The organism is Virgibacillus sp. GM2-2 (genome assembly GCF_055329585.1).
This window is the reverse complement of sequence record NZ_JBUZWC010000005.1, coordinates 115,010-139,467: the sequence shown is the minus strand read 5'-3', so window position 1 is coordinate 139,467 and position 24,458 is coordinate 115,010. Positions and strand designations below refer to the sequence as shown.

Below are 24,458 nucleotides of genomic sequence, written 5' to 3'. Positions count from 1 at the left end.
CCTTTTATTGGTATTAGTTTAACACGTTTGTTCATGGTATAACAACTTAAAATCGTTTTGCTTGTTGATATTGTTTCGGATTATTCATGTTAAAGAAATGTTTCTCTAATTCCCTATGAGAGTAGTTCCTAAATGAATGTACATAATTAACTGCAATATAATCAAATAGCAATCTCACTCTCCGTTGCTCGTTTTCTAATTGATATCGCAATTTAGGTAAGATTGATCTACGGTAGATTCCCGATAACGGATGCATTTTATCTCGATAAATTGGGACTACCGCTTCATAACCCTTTAACTGTTCAAACAGATAGTTATATACTGATCGGTTAACAAACGGCGTATCACAAGCGCACATATAATAAACTTCTGCTTCTACTTGAGCTAAAACTGCCTCCATTCCCGCTAGAGGACCATCATTGGGATAGTTGTCCGATATTATCGGTAATCCAAGATACGTATATTCTTCTGGGATATTTGTGTTTATTATCACACTATCACTTATCGTTTTCATTTCATCAATAATATATTCAACGACAGGTTTGTCTTGTAACGGAAGTAAAGCTTTGTTCATCCCCATTCTAGTTGACATACCACCTGCTAATATAACAGTGCAGCTTTTCATTCTATTGGATCCGATCATATTGCAGGAAATAATAGTCATACGGATTTTTCTCGTCTTTTTCCCCTTTTTCTTTATTCGTTAAATGCCAATCTTCATCGGAAAAAGAAGGAAAATAAGTATCTCCCTCAAATGATTCGTCTATCCATGTAACATACATCCGATCAGCGAAGGGTAAAACTTGTTCGAAAATCGTTGCTCCCCCTATAACCATGAATTCTTCATCTGGATTTTCTTCATTCCATTTTTTTATTGTATTTAAATCATGAATTACCTGAACTTCCTCTGGATAGAACGGATTTTGACTAGTTAATACCACTGATTTTCGGTTCGGAAGCGGTCTACCAAGAGAGTCATATGTTTTTCTGCCCATTATCATTGTGTGACCGGTTGTTTTATCTTTAAAGAATTTTAAGTCTTTTGGCAAATGCCATGGCAGATCATTGTTTAATCCAATTACACGGTTTCGATCCATTGCTACAACAAAAGAGAGCATGATGAATTCCTCCTTTAAAATCTATACAGCGATAGGCGCTTTGATTGTCGGATGCGGATCATAGTTCTTTAATTCAAAGTCACTTAAATCAAAATCAAATATACTAGACTTTTCATTCGTTAAAATTAGTTGAGGAAATTCACGAACTTCACGTTTCAGTTGGATATTTACTTGTTCGAGATGATTAGCATAAATATGAGCATCCCCTAGTGTATGAATAAATTCTCCAACCTCTAATCCGCATTCGTGTGCAATCATATGTGTTAATAATGCGTAGCTAGCTATATTAAATGGAACCCCTAGAAATATATCTGCACTACGTTGATAAAGCTGACAGGATAATTTGCCATCAGCAATGTAAAATTGAAACATGGTATGACATGGTGGTAATGCCATTGTGGGTACATCTTCTGGATTCCATGCAGACACAATATGTCTTCTAGAATCTGGATTATGTTGAATAGAATGAATTACCTCTTTTAATTGATCAATTGTATCATTCTGTGTGGTTTTCCAATTTCTCCACTGCTTACCATATACAGAACCTAAATCACCATATTTTTCAGCAAAGGTATCATCTTGGAGAATTTTCTCCTTAAACAAAGTCATTTGTTCTTGATAAATTTTATTAAATTCACTATCTATTTGACATCGGTTTCCAAAATCAGTCATATCTGGTCCGTTATATTCCGAACTTTCCACCCAATTCTTAAACGCCCATTCATTCCATATATTGTTATTGTGCTGTACCAAATAACGTATATTCGTATCACCTTTAATAAACCATAACAATTCACTTGCGACAAGACGAAACGGAACCTTTTTAGTAGTCAGTAGTGGAAATCCTTTACTTAAATCAAAGCGCATTTGATGTCCAAAAACCGAATAAGTCCCTGTGTTCGTTCGATCACCTTTTTTATTTCCATTGTTCAATACGTGTTCACACAAATTTAAGTATGCTTGTTCACCATTCATTATCCCTTACCTCCACTCTAAAAGGATAGTATTCCTTACAATTTCTTTCAATAATTGTAACACAACCGTAATCTCGATAGGTCATATATAGAAATTTTTTGACATAAATCTCTTTAGGAGTAATTCTTTATTAGAAAGGGGATAGTTGTGTGCTAAATGCTACGGTAGATCATGTAGTTAAACAATCTTTCCTGTACAGCATTATGTTAAGTCAGCCATTTACTGTTTTCGTAAATTCATATCCTATGTTGCAAAGTAAACAATTAATTGAAGCGAATAACTTAAGCTATGGGGAGCATGGAGAGGCTATTCGTGTTCTTCAGCATAAGCTAAATAAATTATCCTATTTCGATGATCAAATAGACGGTGAATTCGACATATTAACTGAACACGCATTAAAAAGATTCCAACGGGATCATGAATTTTTGTCACTGGCCAGGCAAACATGCAAACATTACATATGATAATAGAAGCAGAACGAAAAAAATATCTAAATAAATTAATCAATCTTTCCGATTCAATTTCACCTGGTATGGTGAGCGAGGATGTTAAGACGGTCCAACTAGCACTTCAATATTTTGGCTATTACAAAGGTGAAATTGACAGTAGTTATGGTCCGTTAACAGCAAAAGCAGTTGAATTGGCTGAAGAAAAACATAATATTGATTTGACAGAAGAAGTAACAGAGACCCATTTACAAACATTACACACTTCAGTTGATCAACAAATACAGGAGAATATTAATACAAATGACGTTAGTGAAGCGGATGATGAATCTGTCGCTAAGACTGTTGAAGTTCAACAGAAGGAAAAAGAAGAAGTGAAAAACGTGGAGGTGCAACCAAGTGTAAACGGTGGGGTTACCAGCGTTGCACGCTCATTAATCGGAACTCCTTATGTTTGGGGAGGCGAAACACCGAACGGATTTGATTGTAGCGGTTTTATCCAATATGTTTTTGAAACACAAGGAATCACTGTACCGCGAACGGTTCGGGATATGTGGAATTTTGCATCAAGTGTTGCAGAGCCATCAATAGGTGATTTAGTTTTTTATGAGACGTATCAACCTGGACCATCACATATGGGCATTTACATTGGTAATAATAAATTTATTCACGCTGGCTCAGGTGGAGTTGAAATTGCGGATATGTCACAATCTTATTGGCAAAATCGATATCTTGGAGCTAAACGTGTCAGATAAAACCATTCAAATAAGCTTGCAACCCTAAGTATTGTTCTTAGAGTTGCAAGCTTATATCATTGTTCTAAAAATTAATTTATGTTAAGCACAATTTTACCGATATTTTTATTCTGTTCCATATACGTATGTCCCTCATTAACATCATTCCAATTTAATACCGTATCGATAATTGGACGCAGTTTTCCTGTTTTGAATAGTGGTAGCGCGAATTCAGAAAAATGTTTTGTGAGTTCAATCTTTTGAGCAACTGATCTTGAACGAAGTGCAGTTCCGATCACTTGAATTCGCTTAAATAATAACTGCCCTAAGTCAACATTATTTATTGTTGAGCCACCCATCATTCCAATTAAAACTAACCTTCCATCACGGGCAAGCGAATTAATATTCTGTTCCCAGTAAGGGGCACCAATAAAATCCAGAATAAGATCGACACCTCTACCGTGGGTTGCATCCTGAACCTTTTGATCAAATGGACCAGCTTTATAATCAATTGCTTTGCTTGCACCGAGCGACAAGCAATAATCCCTTTTCGCATTTGTCCCAGCCGTTACAATTGATTTCGCTCCAATCACAGACGCTAATTGAATCGCTGCAGTTCCAACACCACTACCTCCAGCATGAATTAACACAACTTCATCCTTCGCTAATCTCCCTAAGCGAAACATGTTTAAATAAGCGGTAAGAAAAACTTCCGGAATGGCTGCTGCTTCCTCAAAGGATAAATTTTTCGGAATACACATAGCCATTTCGCTTGGAATTTTAGCGTATTCAGCGTACCCGCCACCTGGTAATAGCCCAAAAACGCGATCACCCTTGTTCCATTGCCCAGCACATTTTCCTACTTCTTCAACTACCCCACTCATTTCTAAGCCTAAAATGGTGGACTCTCCTTTTGGAGGAGGGTAATGTCCTTGTTTTTGTACAAGATCTGCTCTATTAATTGCTGTTGCTTTGACTTTAACTAGTATTTCGTTTTCTGTTATCGTTGGCTTATCTGCTTCGCCGATATATAGTCGTTTTGAGTCTTCCTCAATTAATACAGCTTTCATGAAACTTCCCCCTTCTTTTCTAAATCAACAACATGTATCGTATTAGGAATATATTAGCTTTTCGCGTGCCTTGTAGAAAATAGCTCGACATTAAATCAGTATTCCCACTCCTGAAAAAACTGATCTAAGTATATTTCCATGAATTGATGCCTTTTTTCTGCTACTTCTTTTGCGGTCGTAGTGTTCATTAAGTCTTTTAACTTGAGTAATTTATCGTAAAAATGTTGAATGGACGTACTTTCCGGTTCTTTATTATGATAGATGAGCTGCTCCCTCATTCCTCCATAAGCAAAGACACGTGCAATCCCTATCGCTCCTATTGCATCTAATCTATCAGCGTCCTGTACAATTTTGCCCTCAAGTGTAGCAGGTATTTTTCCTTTACTAAATGAAACATCATTTATCGCTTCATACACTTCATTAATTGTCGACTGCGGTATTTTGATCTTTCCCATGAATAGTTCCAACTGATTTCGAGCATCTTTAGGATTTTTAAATAATTTTTTATCACCAACGTCATGTACCCAACCCGCTAACTCACAAATAAATGGATTTGCTCCTTCTTCAATTGCAATTATCCTAGCCATTTGCGCAACGCGTTTCATATGATAAAAGTCATGACCTGTTGCATCATCCGAAAACAAATCAAAAATATAATCGGTAACGCTGCTTAGTTGTTCTGTCTGGTTATCCATTAGAAGAGCCCTACAATTTTTCCATTTTCTGTAACATCCATATCAAAGGCAGCAGGTTTTTTCGGTAATCCAGGCATAGTCATCATCTGTCCTGTTAACACGACGATAAAACCCGCACCTATCGATGCACGTAATTCACGTATAGAAAGGGTGAACCCTTCAGGACGGCCGAGTAATGTTGGATCATCACTTAATGAATATTGAGTCTTTGCCATACAAATTGGTAGCTTGCCCCAGCCCTGTTTCTCATAAAATGCAAGTTGCTTTTTTGCTTGCTGCGACAATTCTATATCAGCGGCACCGTAAATTTTTTGAGCAACCGTTCTAATTTTTGACTCAAGTGAATCATTCACATCGTATGAATAGTTAAAATTACGTTCCTTGGATTCTGCTTTTCCGATGACCTTTTCCGCAAGTTCTAGGCCACCTTCCCCACCTCTTGCCCAAACGTCGGTTAAGGCAACGTCTGCACCATTCGCTTCACACCAGTGTTGAATAAAATCTGTTTCAGCTTCAGTGTCTGTAGGAAATTTATTAATTGCGACTACAAAAGGTAGCCCAAATTGCTCGATCGTTTCCATATGTTTTTTCAAATTAGCCATGCCATTTTTTAATGCTTCAACGTTTTCTTCTTTTAAGTTATTCTTATCTACTCCCCCATGCATTTTTAAAGCACGTACTGTTGCTACAATTACTACAGCAGCTGTATCAATATTCCCAGCTCGGGATTTGATATCAAGAAATTTTTCAGCTCCTAGATCTGCTCCGAAACCAGCCTCAGTGACAACGTAATCGCCAAGCTTTGCAGCTGTTTTTGTTGCCATGATGCTATTGCACCCGTGCGCGATATTTGCGAATGGGCCACCATGAATAATTGCTGGTGTGTTTTCAGTAGTTTGTACCAGATTTGGTTTGATTGCATCCTTTAGTAGTAGCGTTAATGCTCCTTCTATTTTTAGATCCTTTACTGTGACTGGCTCTTCGTCATACGTGTAACCAATTACAATGTGTGAAATACGTTCTTTTAAATCCTTCAAACTTGTAGAAAGACATAGAATTGCCATAATTTCAGATGCTACAGTAATTGTGAATCCATCTTCGCGTGGTACCCCTCTTAGCGGACCGCCTAATCCGACGACAATTTGTCTTAATACGCGGTCATTCATGTCCATTACACGCTTCCACTCCACTCTTCGCGGATCGATATTTAATTCATTTCCACGATGAATATGATTATCGATGATGGCAGATAGCGCGTTATTTGCACTTGTTATTGCATGGAGATCCCCTGTGAAATGTAAATTGATATCTTCCATCGGCAATACTTGTGAATAGCCACCACCAGCGGCTCCACCTTTCATTCCCATTACAGGTCCTAAAGAAGGTTCACGTAATGCTATTATTGCCTTTTTGTTTAATTTATTTAATGCTTGTCCAAGGCCAACGGTAACAGTAGATTTACCTTCACCAGCAGGAGTCGGATTTATAGAGGTTACAAGAATTACCTTACCATTCGGTTTTTCATCAAGTTTTTTTAATAATTTGTCGGATAGTTTGGCTTTTGTATGGCCATACGGTTCCCAGTCGTTAACATCTAAATCAAGTTCTTGTACAATTTCCCCTATTGGTTTTAAAGTAGCTTCTTGTGCAATTTCAATGTCCGTTTTCATGATGAATGCCCCTTTCATATTATCGATATGTATAGTGTACCTTAAATTGGTAATTAGTTATATTAAAATCATTAAAAAAGCGCTTACTTGCGCGTAAAAAATTTGTACAAAAAGCACAAAATAATCAATAAGAATATAGGTTTTTTGGCTTGACTGAATAATCTAAATAAGCTATATTGGACTCAAGCAAAGAAGATATATGGAAAAATGTGTCTAATGAATAAAGATACTAGAAATTCCTGCACTATTTGTGTAAGTCTACTTTGTATTAACACGTTTGACGTGAAAGTTTTTAGGAGGATTAATCACATGGAAAACGGAACAGTAAAATGGTTTAACGCGGAAAAAGGCTACGGATTTATCCAAGTTGAAGACGGGGACGATGTATTTGTACATTACTCTGCTATCCAAGAAGAAGGTTTTAAATCATTAGAAGAAGGTCAAGAGGTTTCCTTTGAAATTATCGAAGGTGAACGTGGACCTCAAGCTGCAAATGTAGTTAAAAAATAAGGAACATATATACGAAACCGGTAATCATTCTGATTACCGGTTTTTTTGGTGTGCTTTTATAACTTGCATTCAATAATCGGAATCCGTATAATGAATTCTGTTATTCACCGCGGTTCGCAAACTCCCGCGTTATCAAAACTAAGGAGGAATTTTCTATGTCCAATGAAGTAATCTGGATTTTGTTTGCACTCGTAAATTTTTCATTACTGCTACTTTTTTATCGTCTTTTTGGTAAGATGGGATTGTTTGTTTGGATTGGAATGGCTACAGTTATTGCTAACATTCAAGTCTTAAAAACTGTTGAACTATTTGGCCTTACTGCCACTCTAGGGAATATTATTTACGGTTCTGCTTACTTAGCAACCGATATTTTAAACGAAAAATACAGTAAAAAAGATGCTAAAAAAGCTGTCTGGCTCGGTTTCTCAACGTTAATCGCAATGACTGTATTAATGCAGGGTGCATTGCTGTTTAACCCAGCAGAGAGTGATTTTGCTCAAGGTGCACTTGAAACGTTATTTGGATTAATCCCACAAATTGCACTGGGGAGTATGACTGCATATATCATAAGTCAATATTTTGACGTTTGGATCTATGATAAGGTTCGAAAAATCTTTCCAACAACCAAATATCTTTGGCTCCGAAATAACGGTAGTACAATGATAAGTCAATTGGTAGACACTGCAGTATTTTGTAGTATTGCTTTTTATGGTCAATATCCATTCGATATATGGCTTGAAATATTTATCACAACATACGTAATTAAATTTATCGTAGCATTAATCGATACACCATTCATGTACATGGCAAAATTTATGCATAAAAAGGACAGCTAAACAGCTATCCTTTTTTTAATGGAGTCAGTTCTTCCAATGCTTGATTTTCAATAGGAAGTCTCCATTGGATGAGTAAAAAGATATGAAGAAATGGAAAAATTATTGCTGTATAAGTTGCGCCCACCAAAAGAGGAATAACAAACAATTCAATTCCTACGATTATATAGTTAGGATGTTTAATAAAGCTATATGGCCCAGTTGTCTGCAAAGAAGCGCCTGGTAAGATGAGGACCTTTGTGTTCCAAAACTTTCCCAAACTTGCAATACACCAAACTCTCGCAACCTGCATCAGAATAAATAGACTAAATAGAAAATAATTTAGTGACTGATTTGAAGTACCCCTGAAACTACATTCAACGATTAAACTAATGAAAAATAATACATGAACCAACACAAACCATTTATAATGATCTGCGCCTCTTTCAACAGCACCTTGGCGAAGCATCCATGCCTCATTTTTCTTTGCTATCACTAATTCTACAATACGCTGAATAGCAATAAATTCAATTAATAACCAAACCCATGTAGTCAATTTTCCCACTCCAATAGTAGCAATTCCGAACTAAATCCCGGTCCGAGCGCTGATAGTATACTAAATTCACCCGTTGGCACAGGGTTTCTCATCCACTCATAGAGTACATACAGTACAGTTGCTGACGACATATTACCATGATTTTTTAGAACTTGATACGAGTAATGAAATTTATCACTAGATACTTCTGCAATATTCTCCATAGCTTCCAATACTTTCTTTCCACCTGGATGCGCAATAAATGAATGAATATCATTTTTCGACAATTGATTCGATGCTAGAAAATTAGTAATATGATCGTTCCATAACGACTCAACAAGCTTTGGTATGCTTTTAGAAAAAATAACACCTAAGCCAGTATTTGTAACATCCCACCCCATGACTGATAATGTATTTTTTTCAATGTGAGAGTTATATTTTTTTATTTTTGGAACGGTCATCTTACTATAATTCCTATATGGTGATTCGTTTCCAATTAATAATGAAGCAGCAACTCCATCACCAAATAGTGCAGTGCCAACAATATTACTTTTTGATGCATCATCATTTTGGAATGTAAGGCTACATAGCTCACAGCATACTAGTACAGCTGTCTTTGTAGGGTTTGCGCAAATCCAGTCATATACACGAGATAAACCAGTTGCCCCACCAGCACAACCAAGTCCCCATAAAGGCATCCTGGCGACATCGGATCGAAATGGACGATTATTAAAAAGATGTGCATCTAAAGATGGTGTCGCTATACCGGTGCTTGATACAAAAGCTATCATATCGACTGCTTCATGTGGAATCGATTCAGATAAAAATTCCTTATTTGCTAAACACTGATCAATTGCTTCCAGAGAGAGATCAACAGCAAATTTTTGGTACAATTCATTTCGTTCTTGGAAAGTATGTGCGTCTTTAAACCAATCCTTTTCAACAACTAGCTGCCGTTTCTCAATTAACGCGTGATCATAAACAGGCATAAGTCGGTCTAGTTGTTTCTCATTATAGGGAAATATGTATTTAACAAGCTTTTTAACCTCATCTTGGAGTATTTCGTTTTCAGGAATCCCAAGTCCTATTGAACTGATATATGCCACTCTATCACCCCTTATTCTTCAATTAGGATGCACGTAAATTAGAAAATAAATACCCTAGAAGAATCAGTTTTAATATCCGTAAACTACGACCTAACTTGGTGCATGTACGTCAAGGACAATGCTTGGTATCGGACTAAGGATGCCTTATTTTCCTTTTTCACCTTTATTTTGAGGAACAACGGACACACGATGCCTTATGCAGCTAAAAAGCGTGATTTTCAACTATTTTTACCCGAATAAGGAATCCTAAGTCCGATAACTACTGCATTTACCCTTATTTTTCGCAAATAAGGGATCGTGTGTCCGATAGCTGCCATCCTGCAAACAATCGCAATGATTCCAGTACGCTTGAAAATGTTACTTCATTAACCTTGCGCAGCGGAAATCAACATCGCTATTATCCTTAGCATGAATTATCATTAGTTCGCAATTTACTTTGACTGCGTGTCTGTTTCCTTTGTTGTATATCAAAAAAATAATGCAATTATAAAATCCCCTATCTTTAAAAAACAGGACACTTGGCCCTGTTTTTATCAAAGTTTATAGATAGAAGAATACTTCTCAGTCAAATAATTTACTAAGTAAGCTGCATTAAGTTTTTCATTTGTAACGTTTTCGATAATTTGTAATGGCTTTTTTAGCTTACCGTATTGATGAATATTTTTAGTCAACCATTCTTTAATTGGATTAAAATCACCAGATGCGATCTGCTTTTCAAGATCCATTTCTTTTTTCATTGTTTGATTAAATTGTGCTGCATACATATACCCTAGGGCGTAGGATGGAAAATAACCAAAATCTCCACCAGACCAATGGATATCTTGTAGCACCCCTTCACGATCAGAAGGTGGAACAATTCCTAAATAATCTTTCATCTTCTCATTCCAAAGTGCTGGTAAGTCGGCGACCCTTATCTCGCCACTAATCAATGCCTTTTCAAGCTCATATCGAATCATAATGTGTAGAGGATACGTTAATTCGTCAGCTTCAATTCTTATAAATGATGGTTTAACTTCGTTTACAGAACGATAAAATTTGTCTAGTGGTACATTTTCAAACTTGTTTGGTGCATATGATTTAAATAAATCATAATGGGAATTCCAAAAAGATTCAGATCTACCTACGAAGTTTTCCCAAAATAATGATTGAGACTCATGAATACCCATCGATGTACCTTCAGAAAGTGGAGTATTAGCAAGCTTTTTGTCTATATTTTGTTCATATAATGCATGGCCACCTTCGTGAATAGTACCGAAAACTGCCGTACGAAAATCAGCTTCATCATAGTTCGTAGTTACCCGTACATCATTTTGATTTAGTGCAATGGCAAAAGGGTGGATCGTTTCATCTAATCTACCAGAAGAAAAATCATAGCCCATTTTTTCAAGAATTGCTAAACTAAAAGCCTCTTGATTTTGCTTGGGAAAGTGACCTTCTAAAACAGATGGATCTGGTTGAACAGGGCTATCTGAAATTTTATTCAATAATCCAGTAAGTGATTTCCTAAGTTCAGGAAAAACGTTGTCCAACGTTTTCACCGTCACACCAGGTTCATAATTATTCAGTAGTGCATCATAAATATGATCTTTATATCCCCAATAATTTGCAAACTTCTTATTGTATTCTACCAGTCTTTCCAAGTAAGGTTGAAATAATGAAAAGTCAGCTTTTTCCTTTGCCTCTTGCCAAATCGACTCTGATTTAGATTGCAACATTACATATTCTTTATATTCCTCTATCGGTATTTTACGATTACGTTCATATATTTCCTCACATTCTTCAACCGTTTTTTTGGTTATTTCATCTTCTGCACTATTTTTCAATGCATCTATATAATATTTCATCTTTTCAGATGTTTGTAACTGATGAAGTTTCTCTGAAAGGAATCCGACTACTTCAGAGCGTTGCTCCACACCTTTTTTAGGAATTTTTGTACGCATATCCCAATGTGTTAACATGATTGATTCATGATATGCATTTTGTTCTTTTAATAAGTTTTCAAATTCCTTTTTTGTTTGTGTAAGTGAATCCAAATCATTTCCCCCTCGTCTTTCTCCCAAAATACTGATAGTAATCCGTACGAATGAAACCGTTGAACAGCTTTCTTTTTTTAGTTGCTTTTTGCCCATATTGGTTTTCAAAGTCTTCATATGCTGTAATAATGTAAACACTCCAACTTGGATGGCTTTTCATAATCTTCCCAAGGTCTTTGTGCATCTTGGCTATCTCTTTTCGATCACCAATCCGCTCTCCATATGGTGGATTACTAATGATATATCCATTTTCTTTCCGCAAAAACAAATCGCTTACTTGCATTTGTTTCCACTCAATTAAATCACCTAACCCAGCTTCACGGGAGTTTTGTTTAGACACTTTTATCATATTATGGTCAATATCAGAACCAACAATTTGCAGCTTTTGGTCGTATTTTGCTAAATCTTCTGCTTCTTCAAATGCATCTTCCCAATAACTAGGTTTTACAAAATTCCACTCTTGAGATGCAAATTCACGATTGAACCCTGGTGCAATATTTTGTCCGATTAGTGCAGCCTCGATTGGTATAGTTCCGGAACCACAGAATGGATCAATTAAGGGATATTCCGGTTTCCAATTTGTTAATTTAACTAATGCAGCGGCCATTGTTTCTTTTAAAGGTGCATCACCTTGACCTACGCGATACCCACGTTTGTGTAACCCACTTCCTGATGTGTCCAATGTAAGTGATACCTTATCTTTTAGAATAGCAACCTCTAAGCGATAAAACGCACCTGTTTCAGGCATCTTTGAGGCTAGACCATATTTTAATTTTAGGCGTTCTGCAACGGCTTTCTTTACTATTGCTTGGCAATCGGGAACACTGTACAATTTAGATTTAACCGATTTGCCAGTGACCGGAAACTGTCCATCTTCTGTAATAAATGATTCCCACGGTAGTGATTTTGTTCCTTCAAATAATTCATCAAAGGTGGTAGCTTCGAACTCACCAACGAGTAATTTTACTCTATCACCTGTTCTAATCCATAGATTACATCTAGGAATTGCAGATATTGGTGCTTCAAAAATAACCTTCCCATTTTCTACTGTTACCTCATAACCTAACTCTTTAACCTCATTTGCAACGACTGATTCGAGACCCATAGCAGCAGTAGCGATAAGTGTGACATGCTTCACCATTAATTCTTTCCTTTCCAAAACATACTAAATTATGTTCAGTCTATCATACATGATACCCATTAATGAAATAGAAACTAAATTAGAAAATTGTTTTATAGAGAGGCTTTGTGCCGAAAGTCATAGCTGCACTTATGCAATAAGCTTTCATACCAGCTTAGAAACCTCATCCTTAATAGCAAATGTCGAAGTTTTTCTTATAAGGTCTACCATACTTTCTGACGTTACAAAATAAAATAACCTTCTTAAAGTGTAACTTTAAGAAGGTTATTATTATATGTAGACCCATCAAATACTCAGTAAGCCATGTTCTGTACCATTGTACTCAAACGGTGGTCAACCTTGTACGCAGGCTGTAATCATCTATCTACAAGAAATAATCTTGTCCTTTTTTCGGTTCGTTTCCCTAATCAAAGATGCCCCTACCATTATTTGGGTTGCTCACTCGTGGGGTTTACCTCGTTCCACTTAAATTGTTTCCAATTTAACTCCGTCACTGTGGCACTTTCAAGGATCGTATCCCATATCAAAAGACTTAGGGATGTCTCCTGCCGTTAACCAAATGGTTACCTTGACTTATGATTTCGTCAAGCACGAACACTACAAACATCACAGTTTGTGTGAGCATGGACTTTCCTCTACATACACAAGATATGCAGCGATTACATGAGTATTTAATTGATATCAAAATATATTATACCATAGAAAATAAAATCAATCATTAGTATTTATTGGGCTACTCTGATTCAGCAAACCGCTTACCAAACACAGCCTTTTCTAAATTAGATAATCGTTTTAAGACATCATAATTAACTTGGTGATTTGGTGTAGTAGAACGTGATCTTGTTTGTTCAGATTGTGATTTCAATCGCTCGTTTTCTTGTTTTAATCGATCTATTTCTTGTTGAAAAGTATCATAGTCTTGAATAACTGTGTCTAGGAATTCATCTACTTCTTCCTGATTATATCCACGCATTGCAGTTTTAAAATCTTTTTCAAGAATTTCTTTACCAGTCAGTTTAATTCGGTTTAAGCTCATTTTAATCATCACCTCATATCTTCTACAAAGTCTTTTTTATTTTTTCAAACTATAACTAAAATGTCAATTTTAATTATATGTGTCTATTATCTATTTATGAAAAATCGCTTAGATAAACTCGACATTCGCCTCATCCTTAATAGCGAATGTCGAAGTTTTTCTTATAAGGTCTACCATAATTTCTGACGTTATAAAAAAAGAAGCTGAGAAATCGGCTTCTTTTATGCGTTAGGCAAATCATGTGGTTGGAACGAAAATGGTAGTAACTCTTCCATTGTAACGGATTTTAGTTGATTATGTAGATTTGTTAGGTGAATAGTTGTTTCTGGCTTAAAAAATTCACTCATTACCTGTCTACATGATCCGCAAGGTGGTACTGGGCGACCTGTATCGGCAGCCACTGCTAGTTCGGCAAATTCTGTTTCGCCATCTGCAACTGCTTTGAAAATCGCAACTCTTTCTGCGCATAGACTAACTGGATATGCTGCATTTTCTATATTACAGCCAGTATAAACTTTACCAGATTTTGTAAGTAACGCAGCACCTACAGGAAATTTGGAGTATGGAACATAAGCTTTACCACGCATTTCAATTGCTTTTTCTAATAGCTCTTCTTTTTTCATATATTAATCCCCCATTCTGTGGAAGAATAGTATAAAAGATTCGATACTAATTGTAAAGAATGTTTACTATTGTTCTAACTCACGAATCAATTGGTCGAAAATATAAAGTACGGAATGATTTAATTCCATATATCGCTTTCGTTTCACATCAATGTAGTAGCTATGCATTAACAAAAGCTCCATATTCTCTCTTGTAGATGTAATTTGATGAGGATGCACATTTACTTTTCTCTGTTTTACAACATCTAGTGATTTTTCTTCCCATTTCGCTAGATATTCATATACAGGTTCTGTTTCGCTCCTGACATGGTTAAAAAAACCCATATCCTTTTTATTTTCTGGGGGGTTATTTGCTTCGTAATTATTTTTCAACAAATTCAATTGTCGTTTAAGCATCAATGTTAATTCTTTCAAGTCCATTTCAGGTAACGCACCTTTCTACTATCTATCACCTCCACTTTATCATTTTTTTGAGTTTATTCCTATTATTACTGTTTTGAAGAACGAACTATCGCACTCTTTCTTTTCATTGCGTTGTTAACTTGCTTATTTTGCTCTTGAAAAGAATCATGAATGGCCTTATCTACTTGAAGGTCAAGAACGTGATCCATCATTTGTAACGTATCATATATGTGTTGCAGTGAATCAATTGTATCCTTATGGCTTACCCCACGTTCAGTAAAATTTATATTCTTCTGAGCAATACCCATTCTATATACCTCCTTTAAAAACTGTTATACGTAGTATTCGCCATAGAAAATTCATTCCCTTTACGTTCGACAAAACTAGTGTAAAACGGTAATTTAAAGTAGGTATTTGACATTTTTTTACCTCGTAACTATTGATTTTAATGATACATAGATAAATAACAAAGTCCTTTTACGATAAAATGATTTTCCTATGTTCGTTTTTAAATCTTTCTCTACCCGTTGTATCCATTTATCATTTATACCCCTCCAATCATACCAATCTTTTCGAATAATATCCTGATGTGTTATAGGAGGGTAAACCGTTTTAAGTGAAGGTGATTTGGGAAAAGGAAGCTGTAAATACTTCTCATAATCCCACCTAGCCCCTGAGTGGGTTACACTTTTTGTAAAATTCACTAAATCTGAATAATAGTTGGGATGAAAAATAATTGATCCTAAATGTTTGCCAAGCATTATTCGATTTGAAAGTTTTGTGAATTTGTGTACAAAAGCTCCATATAAAGGCAATGACTTTGAAGGTAAAATAACAGCATTAAGATAACACAAATCCTGTAGTCGATATGGCAAATCATTAAAAATATGTTTTTTAAAAAATGATTGTTTCAAAACTGGTTCTTGTATGATATTTTGTTCATTAATAATCAAGGAAGTCATCAATCGTTCCTTATCTTGATTTTCCCAAAAGTAGTTCCATTCTTTCTTCATATATGCCGATACATGAAATTGATCAAGTAGGTGGAACATTGGTTTGTTTAGTTTACGAGACAGTTTATACGTTAATAATTGAGGATAAGCATCAGAAAAAATGAGCCAATTTGCTCGTTCATACGTCATGAACAAACGTTCGCGCTCTTTTTCACTTAATAATTTTTCAAAAACGTTCAACTTCAGGTCAGTCATATTCCATCCAGCATTTCGTGACACAATACTCGCCAGAAACGCCCATTTAATCTCTGGAAACTGAAAATAAAAGTTTTGATACGCCTTTGTGCGGGTAATATTATCGATATTGTGTGTTTTTGTCTGCTTTATTATATAATATAGATAGTCTTGATTTTTAAATTGGATAACCATAAATGACCTACTTTCTAAATCATTTTTTTGGTAGAATAGGTAAATATGTTAGGGGGGAATCCATATATGAATTACCCTAATGGAACGAGGCGCGATAATGTAAGGTCAATTGGAAAAACTAAAGTGGACAATGTTTATAGTAACCGTGGTATGACATTAGAGGAGGACATCAATATTACAAACTCCTTTTATTTAGATACCAATGTAGCAGTAATCCATAAAAAACCCACACCCGTACAAATTGTAAAGGTGAATTATCCTAAACGAAGTGCGGCTGTCATAACAGAAGGATACTTCAAACAAGCTTCTACTACGGATTACAATGGAATTTACCGCGGTAGACACATTGATTTTGAAGCTAAAGAAACAAAAAATAAGACCCGCTTTCCTTTAGCAAATATACATGACCACCAACTTGCTCACATGCGTTCCATTATAGAGCATGGCGGAATCGCTTTTTTACTTATACGTTTTTCTCAGTTTGATGAAACATATTTGTTCCTAGCTGAGAAACTTTTTCCTTATTGGGACGACAAATTAAAAGATGCTAAAAAATCTATATCTTATCAGGCAATTAGGAATGATGGGTATCTTATCCCCTTTCACTTTCAAAAAAGAATTGATTATTTAGCCATTATTGATAAGCTTTATTTTTAGAACGGAGGAAGATGTAGAATGGCACAAAATAGCCAATCTCGTACAGCAAGACGTAAACAAAAAAAGAGTACAAAAAAACCTTTATGGAAGAAAATAGTACTGATCGCCAGTATTTTGATTCTAACGATGATCATTGGTGTTGGTGCACTATTCACCTATTATATTGCCACAGCACCAGAGATTAATGCGGAAAAACTGTCCGCACCATTTTCATCAAAAATTTATGACATGGATGGTGATCTAGTAGCTGATTTAGGATCTGAGCAACGAACTAGAATTGAATACAGTGACTTACCACCGGTCTTAATAGATGCTGTAATTGCCACAGAGGATTCACGTTTTTTCGAACATCCAGGAATTGATATTTGGCGAATTGGTGGAGCAATAATAGCTAACATCACCGACGGGTTTGGTTCAGAGGGTGCGAGTACCATTACCCAACAGGTTGTAGAAAGAGCATTTCTGTCACCCGAAAAAAAGATAAGTCTAAAAGTACAAGAGCAATGGCTTGCATTAAAACTAGAACAAAAATACTCGAAAAAAGAAATATTAGAAATGTATTTAAACAAAATTTACTATGGTAGCGGTGCATACGGTGTTGCGAAGGCAGCTGAGGTATACTTTGGAATTACGGATTTAAGCAAGCTGACATTACCACAAGCAGCAATATTAGCTGGTTTGCCACAAAGACCGTCAGCATATAACCCATATGAAAATCCAGAATTAATGAAAGACAGAATGAACACTGTATTAAACCTTATGGTAATGCATGGAAAAATTTCAGAACAAGAAGCGGAAAAAGCAAAGCAAGTGGATATCACTTCTCTACTGAAAGAAACAAAGCCAGAAAAAACATCCTACTATGCATTTATTGAGAGAGTACGTGAAGAAGTATCGAAAAAAGTTGATGGTGCCGATATTTATACTGACGGATTAAAAATCTATACAACACTGGATACTGACGCGCAGGAATATGTAGAGTTTTTAATGTCTGATGCGGAAGATAATCCAATCCCTTATTACGATGATGAAATGCAAGCGGGTATGGTTGTATTAGATACACAAAGTGGCGCTATACGAGCTATTGGTGGAGGACGTAATCGGGAAAAAGGTGATTTTAATTACGCACTTGATATTCAACGGCAGCCTGGGTCTACAGTTAAACCAATAACTGTTTATGGACCAGCAATTGAAAACTTAAAATGGTCTACCTATCACCAAATTAATGATGACGCTCCATATGAGGTAGAAGGAACATCTCCAATAAGAAACTGGGATAGAGATTACCGTGGATGGATTTCAATCCGTACAGCACTTGCACAATCACTAAATGTGCCGGCTGCAAAAACGTTAGAAGAAGTTGGTTTTTCAACAGCTAAACCATTTGCGGAAAGCTTAGGATATGAAATTGAGGATATGGGTATAAGAGATGCAATTGGAGGCTCTGATACCAGTACAAACCCACTAGAAATGGCAGGTGCATACCGCGCTTTTGCAAATGAAGGGATTTATAATGAACCCTATGCTGTAACTAAAGTTGTATTTCCTAGTGGAAAAGAAGTTGATACTAAACCAGAACCAGAAGCTGTAATGTCCGATTATACTGCATACATGATCACAGATATGTTGAAAACAGTTGTGAATGAGGGAACTGGTACAAATGCTAATATTCCTGGTCTTCCTCTTGCAGGTAAAACGGGTACAACCAATAGAGACGGTGTTGATGGAGCTGTCGATTCGTGGTTTAATGGCTATACTACAAATTACACGATTTCAGTATGGACGGGTTACGATGATGTCGATCAAGGGCTTCAAAATACGCAAATACCTCATGCATTGTTTAAAAATACAATGATGCAGTTATCAGAAGGTAAGGAAACTGCTGATTTTCAAAAACCAGATTCAGTAGTTGAAGTAGCTGTTGAACAAGGAACTAGACCAGCTAAACTACCAAGTGAATATACACCGAAGTCTGAGATTGTAACTGAGTTATTTGTTAAAGGAAATACACCAAGCAAAACATCCGAACAGTATGCTCAATTAGATCCAGTTAGTGACCTTGAAGCTACTTATGATGAGGAATCTTCTTCCATTCAGGTTGAGTGGAAATATGATTCAAATGATGTGGAATTCCAAGTTAGTGCAAGTGTAGATGGTGGCGCTATGCAAGAGTTATCATCCACCGAGGAAACCTCACTTGAAATTTCGAATGTGGAGCCCGGATCTGAATACGAAATTCAAGTTATTGCAGTGAGTAAAGATGATTCAGCTAATACAAGTGAAGCTCAAACTACTTCTGTTAAGGTTCCTGGCAATGAAGAAGACGAGGAAAACGAGGAAGAAGATGAGGGTGAAAACCAAGATGAGGAACAAACAGCAGAGCCAGTTAAAGGCTTAAGAGCTAAATATGATAAAAATGGAAACGTAATTGACGTTTCATGGCAATACAATAAGCCATTTTCTGCTTTTGAAGTAACTGTTACACCAAGCGGCGGGTCACCACAAACACAACAAGTTCAATCAAAAGGTCTTGTAATCGAGGGTGCTCAACCAGGCAACTATACGATATCAGTCGTAACGATTGACGAATCCGGAAATCGAAGCGAACCTGCAACAACATCGGCACAAGTCCCACAACAAGAACCAACGAATGGTGACGGCAATAATGATGATAATGGTAATGGAAATAATCCAGAGTCAAGACCACCTGAAGAACAAGAGTAAATATAAAAGATCACTCATTGGATTGAGTGATCTTTTTTTAACGTTTTTTCATCCGCTTCTGCCCTTCTCTACATATTTCCAACAATGGACATTCAGGACAATTAGGATTTTTCGCTTTACAATGATATCTTCCAAAAAAAATCAATCGATGATGCGTAGCGGTCCATTCTTCCTTTGGAACTTTTTTCATTAACGTTTCTTCGACTTGTGTTACGCTATCCTTCCACCTACAGATAGCTAAACGTTTTGAAACACGTTCCACATGTGTATCAACAGCTATCGCCGGCTCGCCAAAAGCTACAGAGGCTACGACATTTGCCGTTTTACGTCCTACCCCTGCCAATTTGACTAACTCTTCTTTCGTGGTTGGAACCTCTCCGTTATATTCTTCAATCAGTGACGTACATAATTTTTGAATGTTTTTTGCTTTATTCCTGTATAATCCGATTGAACGTATATCTTTTTGTAGTTCCTCTAAGGTAACCGCTAAGTAATCTTCGGGAGTCTTGTATTTATCAAATAATCCTTTTGTAACTTTATTTACTAGTACATCTGTGCATTGGGCAGAAAGTAATACAGCAATAACTAACTCAAAGGGATTTTGGTGATTCAATTCACACTCTGCATCTGGAAACATTTTTGTTATTTCATCTAAACAAAACCTAACTTGTGCCTTAGTTAACAAACCTTATTCCTCCCCCTCTAGCCAGTTGTAATAAAAAGAGGTATCACGTTTTTTTGTATTACTTTCACCGCTTGTCGTTTGTTGTTTTTGGTGGAAATTTTTGCTAGCCTGTCTAGCCTGTTCCACTGTTAATATCCCTTTTCTTTTCCATTCACGTAAAATACGATCAATATACTTAAAATTGAGCTTACCCATTAACACCGATTCACGAAGAGCTGCTTTAATTAAAGAAGGCTCTAAGTTGTCTTCATCTAACCAAACATTTATTGTTTCGATTTCAAAAGGAGAAATTGGTCTGCCAAATTCTTGCTCAAATAAAATAAATAGGCTACCGTCATCAAATTCAGATTCAGATTCAGATTTTTTCTTTTGTTCGTTATAAATTTTGTTCCAAAGTGGATCTAACGAGTACACTTCAGAAACTTGATCATCCGTATTTTGTTGCTGTTGTATAGATAAATAATTTTTTTGAATTAGCTTACGTAATGTTTTTGCACATTCCTGTTCATTCATTGTCAATGTTGAAGCTAAATCATATGGAGTGGGAAAATAATTCTTTTCATATAAAAACCGATGTAATTGTAAAATTAACATCGCTTCTATTTCATTTAAACCAAGTGATTTGTACGACGTAAGTAATTTAATTGGTACTGGAAGTTGTTCTGTTAATATTTGTTGATAAGAAACTGCTTTATTCATAATAATAAACACCTCATTGCTAGTATAGCATGAAAAAGTACTGAATTAGTGATAATAAAAACTCCCTTGTTATAATTATAACAAAGGAGTTTTAGCGACACTTATGGGTATAATCGGTTTAACAAACGAGGAAATGGAATAGTTTCCCTTACATGATCTACACCAGATAGCCATGCAACGGTACGTTCTAGTCCTAATCCAAATCCGGAATGCGGCACACTACCATATTTGCGTAATTCCAAATACCATTTATATGCCTCACTCGTTAATCCATGCTCTTCATATCGTTTTGTCATTAGATCTAGATCATCAATACGTTCTGATCCACCTATGACTTCACCATATCCTTCAGGTGCAATAAGATCAGCACATAAAACAACTTCTGGGCGATTTGGGTCTGGCTTCATATAGAATGCCTTAATTTCTGCAGGATAATTAGTGATAAATACTGGCTTGTCAAAATGCTCAGCAATTGCCGTCTCATGAGGTGACCCAAAATCCTCACCCCACTCAATGTCGTCAAACCCTTTTTCTTTTAATAATGTTATTGCATCGTCATAAAAAATACGCGGGAATGGAGCCTTAATCATTTCTAGTTTGCTCGTGTCACGTTCTAATACGTCTAATTCCAATTTACAGTTAGACAATACGGATTGTGCAAGGAAGCTAACGTATTGTTCTTGGACCTCTAAACTCTCATCATGATTCATAAAAGCCATTTCAGGTTCAATCATCCAAAATTCAATTAGATGTCTGCGAGTTTTAGACTTCTCTGCACGAAATGTTGGTCCAAATGAAAATACTTTTCCGAAGGCCATTGCAGCTGCTTCTAAATAAAGTTGGCCACTTTGAGATAAATATGCTTCTTCTTCAAAATATTTTGTATGAAATAACTCTGTAGTACCCTCAGCAGACGATCCTGTTAGAATTGGGGGGTCAATTTTTACATACTCGTTTTCGTTGAAAAATTCATAAGTCGCTCGAATTATTTCATTACGAATTTTCATTACAGCATGTTGGCGTTTTGAACGTAGCCATAAGTGACGGTGATCCATTAAAAACTCTGTCCCATGCTCTTTTGGCGTGATTGGATAGTCAGTAGCTTCGTGAATTAATTCGATTTCACTAACTTGCATTTCATAGCCAAAAGGTGACCGTTTATCTTCTACGATTTTGCCTGTTATGTACATAGATGATTCCTGTGTCATATTTTTAGCTAATTGAAATGCCTCTTCCGACACATCACTTTTTGCTACTACTGCTTGCATAAACCCAGTACCATCACGAAGTTGTAAAAAAGCAATTTTACCACTCGAACGTTTATTTGCTAGCCATGCTCCGATCGTTACTGTTTGTTCTAGATTTTTTGGTGATTGTGATATCGTGATTTTCAACTGTAATCCCTCCGATTATTGATGGTTGATAACAAATCGTTTGATTCGTTCCGCGGCTTCTGTTAACAATTCAAGTGAAGTTGCATAAGAAAGACGAACATTATTACTTGAACCAAACCCAGATCCAGGTACTAGTGCAACTTTCTCTTCCTCAAGCAATGCTGTCACCCATTCATCTACATCATTGAATCCATTAGCTTTAACCGCTTCTGCAACATTTGGAAATAAATAGAAAGCTCCCTTTGGTTTTTCACACGTTATTCCTGGAATATCGGTTAGTAGATCATATAACGTATCTAGCCGCTTTTTAAACGCTTGTTTCATTTCAGAAATAGGGTACTCTGTTGATTCATAAGCAGCAAGAGCCGCATATTGAGCAATAGAGGTAGGATTAGACGTCGAATGGGACGCCAAGTTAGTCATTGCCTTTATAATTTTTTTCTCACCAGCAGCGTATCCTATACGCCATCCTGTCATAGCGTGAGATTTTGATACACCGTTAATGATGATAGTATGCTCCTTCAATTCTTCTGAAAGCTGAGCAATTGACACGTGCTTATCATCTGTATAGATTAGCTTTTCATATATTTCATCCGAAACAATAAAAATATTGTGCTTGAGACATACCTCACCTAACGCTTTTAATTCATCAGCATCATACATCATTCCAGTAGGGTTACTAGGGGAATTAATTATGATTGCTTTGGTTTTATCTGTTATCGCTGCTTCCAGTTGCTCGGGGGTTAATTTAAAGCTGTTTTCCTCGGCAGCTTTAACAATAACTGGGTTTCCTCCAGCAAGTTTTATCTGTTCAGGGTAACTCACCCAATATGGTGCAGGAACGATTACTTCATCACCAGCATTTAACATTACCTGGAATAGTGTGTAAAGTGCGTGCTTTGCTCCTGTTGTAACAATTATTTCATCAGGTGTATAGGACAAGTTGTTATCCTTTTTAAATTTAGTGCAAATAGCTTCACGTAAATTAAGTACACCACCAGATGGAGTATATTTCGTCATGCCATCCTCCATTGCATATTTAGCCGCATCAATTATGTATTTAGGTGTATTAAAATCCGGTTCACCAGCACCTAATCCTATAACATCATGACCTTCTTCTTTTAAGCTTTTTGCTTTTGCTGTTATTGCGAGTGTTGATGAAGGTGTCAACGTTTTTACTCGATTTGCTAATTCCATTTTATCACCTTTCTAATGAAAAATTGATTTAAGACGATACTGCTGATAACGAGTTCCATCATAAATGGATAGATAATCAAAAATATAACGATCAGATCCGTCAACATACGTAACTTCCCAAAGGGCTTCATTACTCTCCATTGCTGGTGTTATATCAACTAGTTCACAGTTCTGACACTGTTGTTCCCATTGCTTTCTTATCTGTGCCTTTGGGATGATTTTAGTCTTATCTATTACCGTTATTTCTTTATCCTTACCTTTTAGCGGAACATAAACAATTTTTTCTTTGCCGTCTGCAGTAGATCCAAATACCACATGATACTGCGATTCTCCATGGTATTCGGTAATTTTTTCGATGTTACTTACTTTCGTTTGATTAATTACTACCTCTTTCGAATCATTATAATTTGCAGTTCTCGTTTGTTGTATGTCACTATACAAAACCATAAGATAGATAAAACAAGAAATTAACACAACACCTATTACGAGTAACGTCCACTTTAACCATCTAGGTGCGGTAAATTGTGAATTTCGCCTGCGCATTATTATCCTCATCTAGTGCTAAACCAAACATTAGGTCGTCTTCTTTTAATGTACGGTTTAATGTATCGACAATTTTGTATAGATCTGATGAATATGTAACCTTTACAGTCGCAACTGTTTCATATTTTTTATCCATCAATTTCCCTCCGTTTTAAAATCCTTCTTGTTTTATCAATATTTGCTACACATTGTACATACAGCCACGTGCATACTATAAATACCACTTTTAAAAAAACAATTCATCACCTATTATAACAAGCATTCATGAAAA

At 36.2% G+C, this 24,458-nt stretch carries 27 protein-coding genes and 1 other RNA gene; 6 read left to right on the top strand and 22 right to left on the bottom strand.

Annotation, left to right across the window (positions count from 1 at the left end; translation table 11 throughout):
- Nucleotides 1-46: 46 nt before the first annotated feature.
- Genes mobA through ACY9Z2_RS08365 form a run of 3 tightly spaced genes read right to left on the bottom strand, consistent with a single transcriptional unit; the run spans nt 47 to nt 2,093 of the window.
- Nucleotides 47-643, bottom strand: a complete 597-nt coding sequence (gene mobA / locus ACY9Z2_RS08375; RefSeq protein ID WP_463609171.1) for a molybdenum cofactor guanylyltransferase — start codon at nt 641-643, stop codon at nt 47-49.
- Complete coding sequence (locus tag ACY9Z2_RS08370; RefSeq protein WP_463609170.1) at nt 627-1,118, bottom strand: dihydrofolate reductase; 492 nt, start codon at nt 1,116-1,118, stop codon at nt 627-629. The genes mobA and ACY9Z2_RS08370 overlap by 17 nt, the downstream gene beginning before the upstream one ends.
- A gap of 21 nt (nt 1,119-1,139) precedes the next feature.
- Nucleotides 1,140-2,093 (bottom strand): thymidylate synthase, encoded by a 954-nt coding sequence (locus tag ACY9Z2_RS08365; RefSeq protein WP_463609169.1) that lies wholly within the window; start codon nt 2,091-2,093, stop codon nt 1,140-1,142.
- A 149-nt stretch (nt 2,094-2,242) separates the two neighbouring features.
- On the opposite strand from ACY9Z2_RS08365, the gene ACY9Z2_RS08360 reads away from it, so the two are divergent.
- On the top strand, nt 2,243-2,557 hold the full coding sequence (locus tag ACY9Z2_RS08360) for a peptidoglycan-binding domain-containing protein (RefSeq protein ID WP_463609168.1): 315 nt from the start codon (nt 2,243-2,245) through the stop codon (nt 2,555-2,557).
- Complete coding sequence (locus ACY9Z2_RS08355) at nt 2,539-3,294, top strand: C40 family peptidase (protein ID WP_463609167.1); 756 nt, start codon at nt 2,539-2,541, stop codon at nt 3,292-3,294. Before ACY9Z2_RS08360 ends, ACY9Z2_RS08355 begins: the two co-directional genes overlap by 19 nt.
- Before the next feature lie 71 nt (nt 3,295-3,365).
- Here ACY9Z2_RS08355 and ACY9Z2_RS08350 read toward each other — a convergent pair whose 3' ends face one another.
- The 3 genes from ACY9Z2_RS08350 to ACY9Z2_RS08340 form a co-directional block, all read right to left on the bottom strand.
- Nucleotides 3,366-4,343, bottom strand: coding sequence for an NAD(P)H-quinone oxidoreductase (locus ACY9Z2_RS08350; protein WP_463609166.1), 978 nt, complete (start codon nt 4,341-4,343; stop codon nt 3,366-3,368).
- Between the two features lie 95 nt (nt 4,344-4,438).
- Nucleotides 4,439-5,038, bottom strand: coding sequence for an HD domain-containing protein (locus tag ACY9Z2_RS08345; RefSeq protein WP_463609165.1), 600 nt, complete (start codon nt 5,036-5,038; stop codon nt 4,439-4,441).
- Nucleotides 5,038-6,708 (bottom strand): formate--tetrahydrofolate ligase, encoded by a 1,671-nt coding sequence (locus ACY9Z2_RS08340; RefSeq protein WP_463609164.1) that lies wholly within the window; start codon nt 6,706-6,708, stop codon nt 5,038-5,040. Before ACY9Z2_RS08340 ends, ACY9Z2_RS08345 begins: the two co-directional genes overlap by 1 nt.
- Before the next feature lie 309 nt (nt 6,709-7,017).
- Here ACY9Z2_RS08340 and ACY9Z2_RS08335 point away from each other — a divergent pair, with 309 nt between their 5' ends.
- Entirely contained in the window at nt 7,018-7,218 is a 201-nt protein-coding gene (locus tag ACY9Z2_RS08335; protein WP_463609163.1) for a cold-shock protein, read from the top strand.
- Nucleotides 7,219-7,373: 155 nt separating this feature from the next.
- On the top strand, nt 7,374-8,054 hold the full coding sequence (locus ACY9Z2_RS08330) for a queuosine precursor transporter (RefSeq protein ID WP_463609162.1): 681 nt from the start codon (nt 7,374-7,376) through the stop codon (nt 8,052-8,054).
- 4 nt (nt 8,055-8,058) lie between these two features.
- Here the strand turns inward: ACY9Z2_RS08330 and ACY9Z2_RS08325 are convergent, their stop codons facing one another.
- From ACY9Z2_RS08325 to ACY9Z2_RS08280, 10 genes are all read right to left on the bottom strand, one after another.
- On the bottom strand, nt 8,059-8,586 hold the full coding sequence (locus ACY9Z2_RS08325; RefSeq protein WP_463609161.1) for an isoprenylcysteine carboxyl methyltransferase family protein: 528 nt from the start codon (nt 8,584-8,586) through the stop codon (nt 8,059-8,061).
- Entirely contained in the window at nt 8,583-9,671 is a 1,089-nt protein-coding gene (locus ACY9Z2_RS08320) for a type III polyketide synthase (protein WP_463609160.1), read from the bottom strand. The genes ACY9Z2_RS08325 and ACY9Z2_RS08320 overlap by 4 nt, the downstream gene beginning before the upstream one ends.
- 533 nt (nt 9,672-10,204) lie before the next feature.
- Nucleotides 10,205-11,704 carry a carboxypeptidase M32 gene (locus ACY9Z2_RS08315; RefSeq protein WP_463609159.1) on the bottom strand — a complete coding sequence of 500 codons (1,500 nt, stop codon included), beginning with the start codon at nt 11,702-11,704 and terminating at the stop codon, nt 10,205-10,207.
- Between the two features lies 1 nt (nt 11,705).
- A complete protein-coding gene (locus tag ACY9Z2_RS08310; RefSeq protein WP_463609254.1) occupies nt 11,706-12,845 on the bottom strand; it encodes a THUMP domain-containing class I SAM-dependent RNA methyltransferase in 1,140 nt (379 codons plus the stop codon).
- 292 nt (nt 12,846-13,137) lie between these two features.
- An RNA gene (gene rnpB, locus ACY9Z2_RS08305) (RNase P RNA component class B) lies at nt 13,138-13,516 on the bottom strand.
- A gap of 62 nt (nt 13,517-13,578) precedes the next feature.
- The gene (gene gpsB / locus ACY9Z2_RS08300; RefSeq protein ID WP_463609158.1) at nt 13,579-13,881 is read right to left on the bottom strand and encodes a cell division regulator GpsB; all 303 of its coding nucleotides are present in this window, start codon (nt 13,879-13,881) and stop codon (nt 13,579-13,581) included.
- A gap of 221 nt (nt 13,882-14,102) precedes the next feature.
- A complete protein-coding gene (locus ACY9Z2_RS08295) occupies nt 14,103-14,504 on the bottom strand; it encodes a cytidine deaminase (RefSeq protein ID WP_463609157.1) in 402 nt (133 codons plus the stop codon).
- Nucleotides 14,505-14,570: 66 nt separating this feature from the next.
- Nucleotides 14,571-14,924: a DUF1798 family protein gene (locus ACY9Z2_RS08290; RefSeq protein WP_463609156.1), complete on the bottom strand. Its 354-nt coding sequence runs from the start codon at nt 14,922-14,924 to the stop codon at nt 14,571-14,573.
- Nucleotides 14,925-14,992: 68 nt separating this feature from the next.
- Entirely contained in the window at nt 14,993-15,214 is a 222-nt protein-coding gene (locus ACY9Z2_RS08285) for a hypothetical protein (RefSeq protein ID WP_463609155.1), read from the bottom strand.
- 117 nt (nt 15,215-15,331) lie between these two features.
- A complete protein-coding gene (locus tag ACY9Z2_RS08280) occupies nt 15,332-16,288 on the bottom strand; it encodes a DUF2515 family protein (protein WP_463609154.1) in 957 nt (318 codons plus the stop codon).
- 66 nt (nt 16,289-16,354) lie between these two features.
- On the opposite strand from ACY9Z2_RS08280, the gene recU reads away from it, so the two are divergent.
- Together recU and ACY9Z2_RS08270 are read left to right on the top strand one after the other, a co-directional pair.
- The gene (recU, locus tag ACY9Z2_RS08275) at nt 16,355-16,945 is read left to right on the top strand and encodes a Holliday junction resolvase RecU (RefSeq protein ID WP_463609153.1); all 591 of its coding nucleotides are present in this window, start codon (nt 16,355-16,357) and stop codon (nt 16,943-16,945) included.
- 18 nt (nt 16,946-16,963) lie between these two features.
- Nucleotides 16,964-19,669 carry a PBP1A family penicillin-binding protein gene (locus ACY9Z2_RS08270; protein ID WP_463609152.1) on the top strand — a complete coding sequence of 902 codons (2,706 nt, stop codon included), beginning with the start codon at nt 16,964-16,966 and terminating at the stop codon, nt 19,667-19,669.
- 37 nt (nt 19,670-19,706) lie between these two features.
- Here ACY9Z2_RS08270 and nth read toward each other — a convergent pair whose 3' ends face one another.
- The 6 genes from nth to ACY9Z2_RS08240 all read right to left on the bottom strand — a co-directional run bounded on the left by nth (nt 19,707) and on the right by ACY9Z2_RS08240 (nt 24,323).
- Nucleotides 19,707-20,354, bottom strand: a complete 648-nt coding sequence (gene nth, locus ACY9Z2_RS08265; protein ID WP_463609151.1) for an endonuclease III — start codon at nt 20,352-20,354, stop codon at nt 19,707-19,709.
- A 3-nt stretch (nt 20,355-20,357) separates the two neighbouring features.
- A complete protein-coding gene (locus tag ACY9Z2_RS08260; protein WP_463609150.1) occupies nt 20,358-21,053 on the bottom strand; it encodes a DnaD domain-containing protein in 696 nt (231 codons plus the stop codon).
- 101 nt (nt 21,054-21,154) lie between these two features.
- Nucleotides 21,155-22,447, bottom strand: coding sequence for an asparagine--tRNA ligase (gene asnS / locus ACY9Z2_RS08255; RefSeq protein ID WP_463609149.1), 1,293 nt, complete (start codon nt 22,445-22,447; stop codon nt 21,155-21,157).
- Between the two features lie 15 nt (nt 22,448-22,462).
- Nucleotides 22,463-23,644 (bottom strand): pyridoxal phosphate-dependent aminotransferase, encoded by a 1,182-nt coding sequence (locus tag ACY9Z2_RS08250; protein ID WP_463609148.1) that lies wholly within the window; start codon nt 23,642-23,644, stop codon nt 22,463-22,465.
- A 12-nt stretch (nt 23,645-23,656) separates the two neighbouring features.
- Nucleotides 23,657-24,187 (bottom strand): cell wall elongation regulator TseB-like domain-containing protein, encoded by a 531-nt coding sequence (locus ACY9Z2_RS08245; RefSeq protein WP_463609147.1) that lies wholly within the window; start codon nt 24,185-24,187, stop codon nt 23,657-23,659.
- Nucleotides 24,153-24,323 carry a YpmA family protein gene (locus tag ACY9Z2_RS08240; RefSeq protein ID WP_463609146.1) on the bottom strand — a complete coding sequence of 57 codons (171 nt, stop codon included), beginning with the start codon at nt 24,321-24,323 and terminating at the stop codon, nt 24,153-24,155. Before ACY9Z2_RS08240 ends, ACY9Z2_RS08245 begins: the two co-directional genes overlap by 35 nt.
- Nucleotides 24,324-24,458 lie beyond the last annotated feature (135 nt).

Bases quoted from the DNA above. Each gene is read 5' to 3' on its own strand.
- mobA (WP_463609171.1), bottom strand. From the start codon at position 643: ATGATCGGATCCAATAGAATGAAAAGCTGCACTGTTATATTAGCAGGT.
- ACY9Z2_RS08370 (WP_463609170.1), bottom strand. From the start codon at position 1,118: ATGCTCTCTTTTGTTGTAGCAATGGATCGAAACCGTGTAATTGGATTA.
- ACY9Z2_RS08365 (WP_463609169.1), bottom strand. From the start codon at position 2,093: ATGAATGGTGAACAAGCATACTTAAATTTGTGTGAACACGTATTGAAC.
- ACY9Z2_RS08355 (WP_463609167.1), top strand. From the start codon at position 2,539: ATGCAAACATTACATATGATAATAGAAGCAGAACGAAAAAAATATCTA.
- ACY9Z2_RS08350 (WP_463609166.1), bottom strand. From the start codon at position 4,343: ATGAAAGCTGTATTAATTGAGGAAGACTCAAAACGACTATATATCGGC.
- ACY9Z2_RS08345 (WP_463609165.1), bottom strand. From the start codon at position 5,038: ATGGATAACCAGACAGAACAACTAAGCAGCGTTACCGATTATATTTTT.
- ACY9Z2_RS08340 (WP_463609164.1), bottom strand. From the start codon at position 6,708: ATGAAAACGGACATTGAAATTGCACAAGAAGCTACTTTAAAACCAATA.
- ACY9Z2_RS08335 (WP_463609163.1), top strand. From the start codon at position 7,018: ATGGAAAACGGAACAGTAAAATGGTTTAACGCGGAAAAAGGCTACGGA.
- ACY9Z2_RS08330 (WP_463609162.1), top strand. From the start codon at position 7,374: ATGTCCAATGAAGTAATCTGGATTTTGTTTGCACTCGTAAATTTTTCA.
- ACY9Z2_RS08310 (WP_463609254.1), bottom strand. From the start codon at position 12,845: ATGGTGAAGCATGTCACACTTATCGCTACTGCTGCTATGGGTCTCGAA.
- gpsB (WP_463609158.1), bottom strand. From the start codon at position 13,881: ATGAGCTTAAACCGAATTAAACTGACTGGTAAAGAAATTCTTGAAAAA.
- ACY9Z2_RS08295 (WP_463609157.1), bottom strand. From the start codon at position 14,504: ATGAAAAAAGAAGAGCTATTAGAAAAAGCAATTGAAATGCGTGGTAAA.
- ACY9Z2_RS08290 (WP_463609156.1), bottom strand. From the start codon at position 14,924: ATGGACTTGAAAGAATTAACATTGATGCTTAAACGACAATTGAATTTG.
- ACY9Z2_RS08285 (WP_463609155.1), bottom strand. From the start codon at position 15,214: ATGGGTATTGCTCAGAAGAATATAAATTTTACTGAACGTGGGGTAAGC.
- ACY9Z2_RS08280 (WP_463609154.1), bottom strand. From the start codon at position 16,288: ATGGTTATCCAATTTAAAAATCAAGACTATCTATATTATATAATAAAG.
- recU (WP_463609153.1), top strand. From the start codon at position 16,355: ATGAATTACCCTAATGGAACGAGGCGCGATAATGTAAGGTCAATTGGA.
- ACY9Z2_RS08270 (WP_463609152.1), top strand. From the start codon at position 16,964: ATGGCACAAAATAGCCAATCTCGTACAGCAAGACGTAAACAAAAAAAG.
- ACY9Z2_RS08260 (WP_463609150.1), bottom strand. From the start codon at position 21,053: ATGAATAAAGCAGTTTCTTATCAACAAATATTAACAGAACAACTTCCA.
- ACY9Z2_RS08250 (WP_463609148.1), bottom strand. From the start codon at position 23,644: ATGGAATTAGCAAATCGAGTAAAAACGTTGACACCTTCATCAACACTC.
- ACY9Z2_RS08245 (WP_463609147.1), bottom strand. From the start codon at position 24,187: ATGCGCAGGCGAAATTCACAATTTACCGCACCTAGATGGTTAAAGTGG.
- ACY9Z2_RS08240 (WP_463609146.1), bottom strand. From the start codon at position 24,323: ATGGATAAAAAATATGAAACAGTTGCGACTGTAAAGGTTACATATTCA.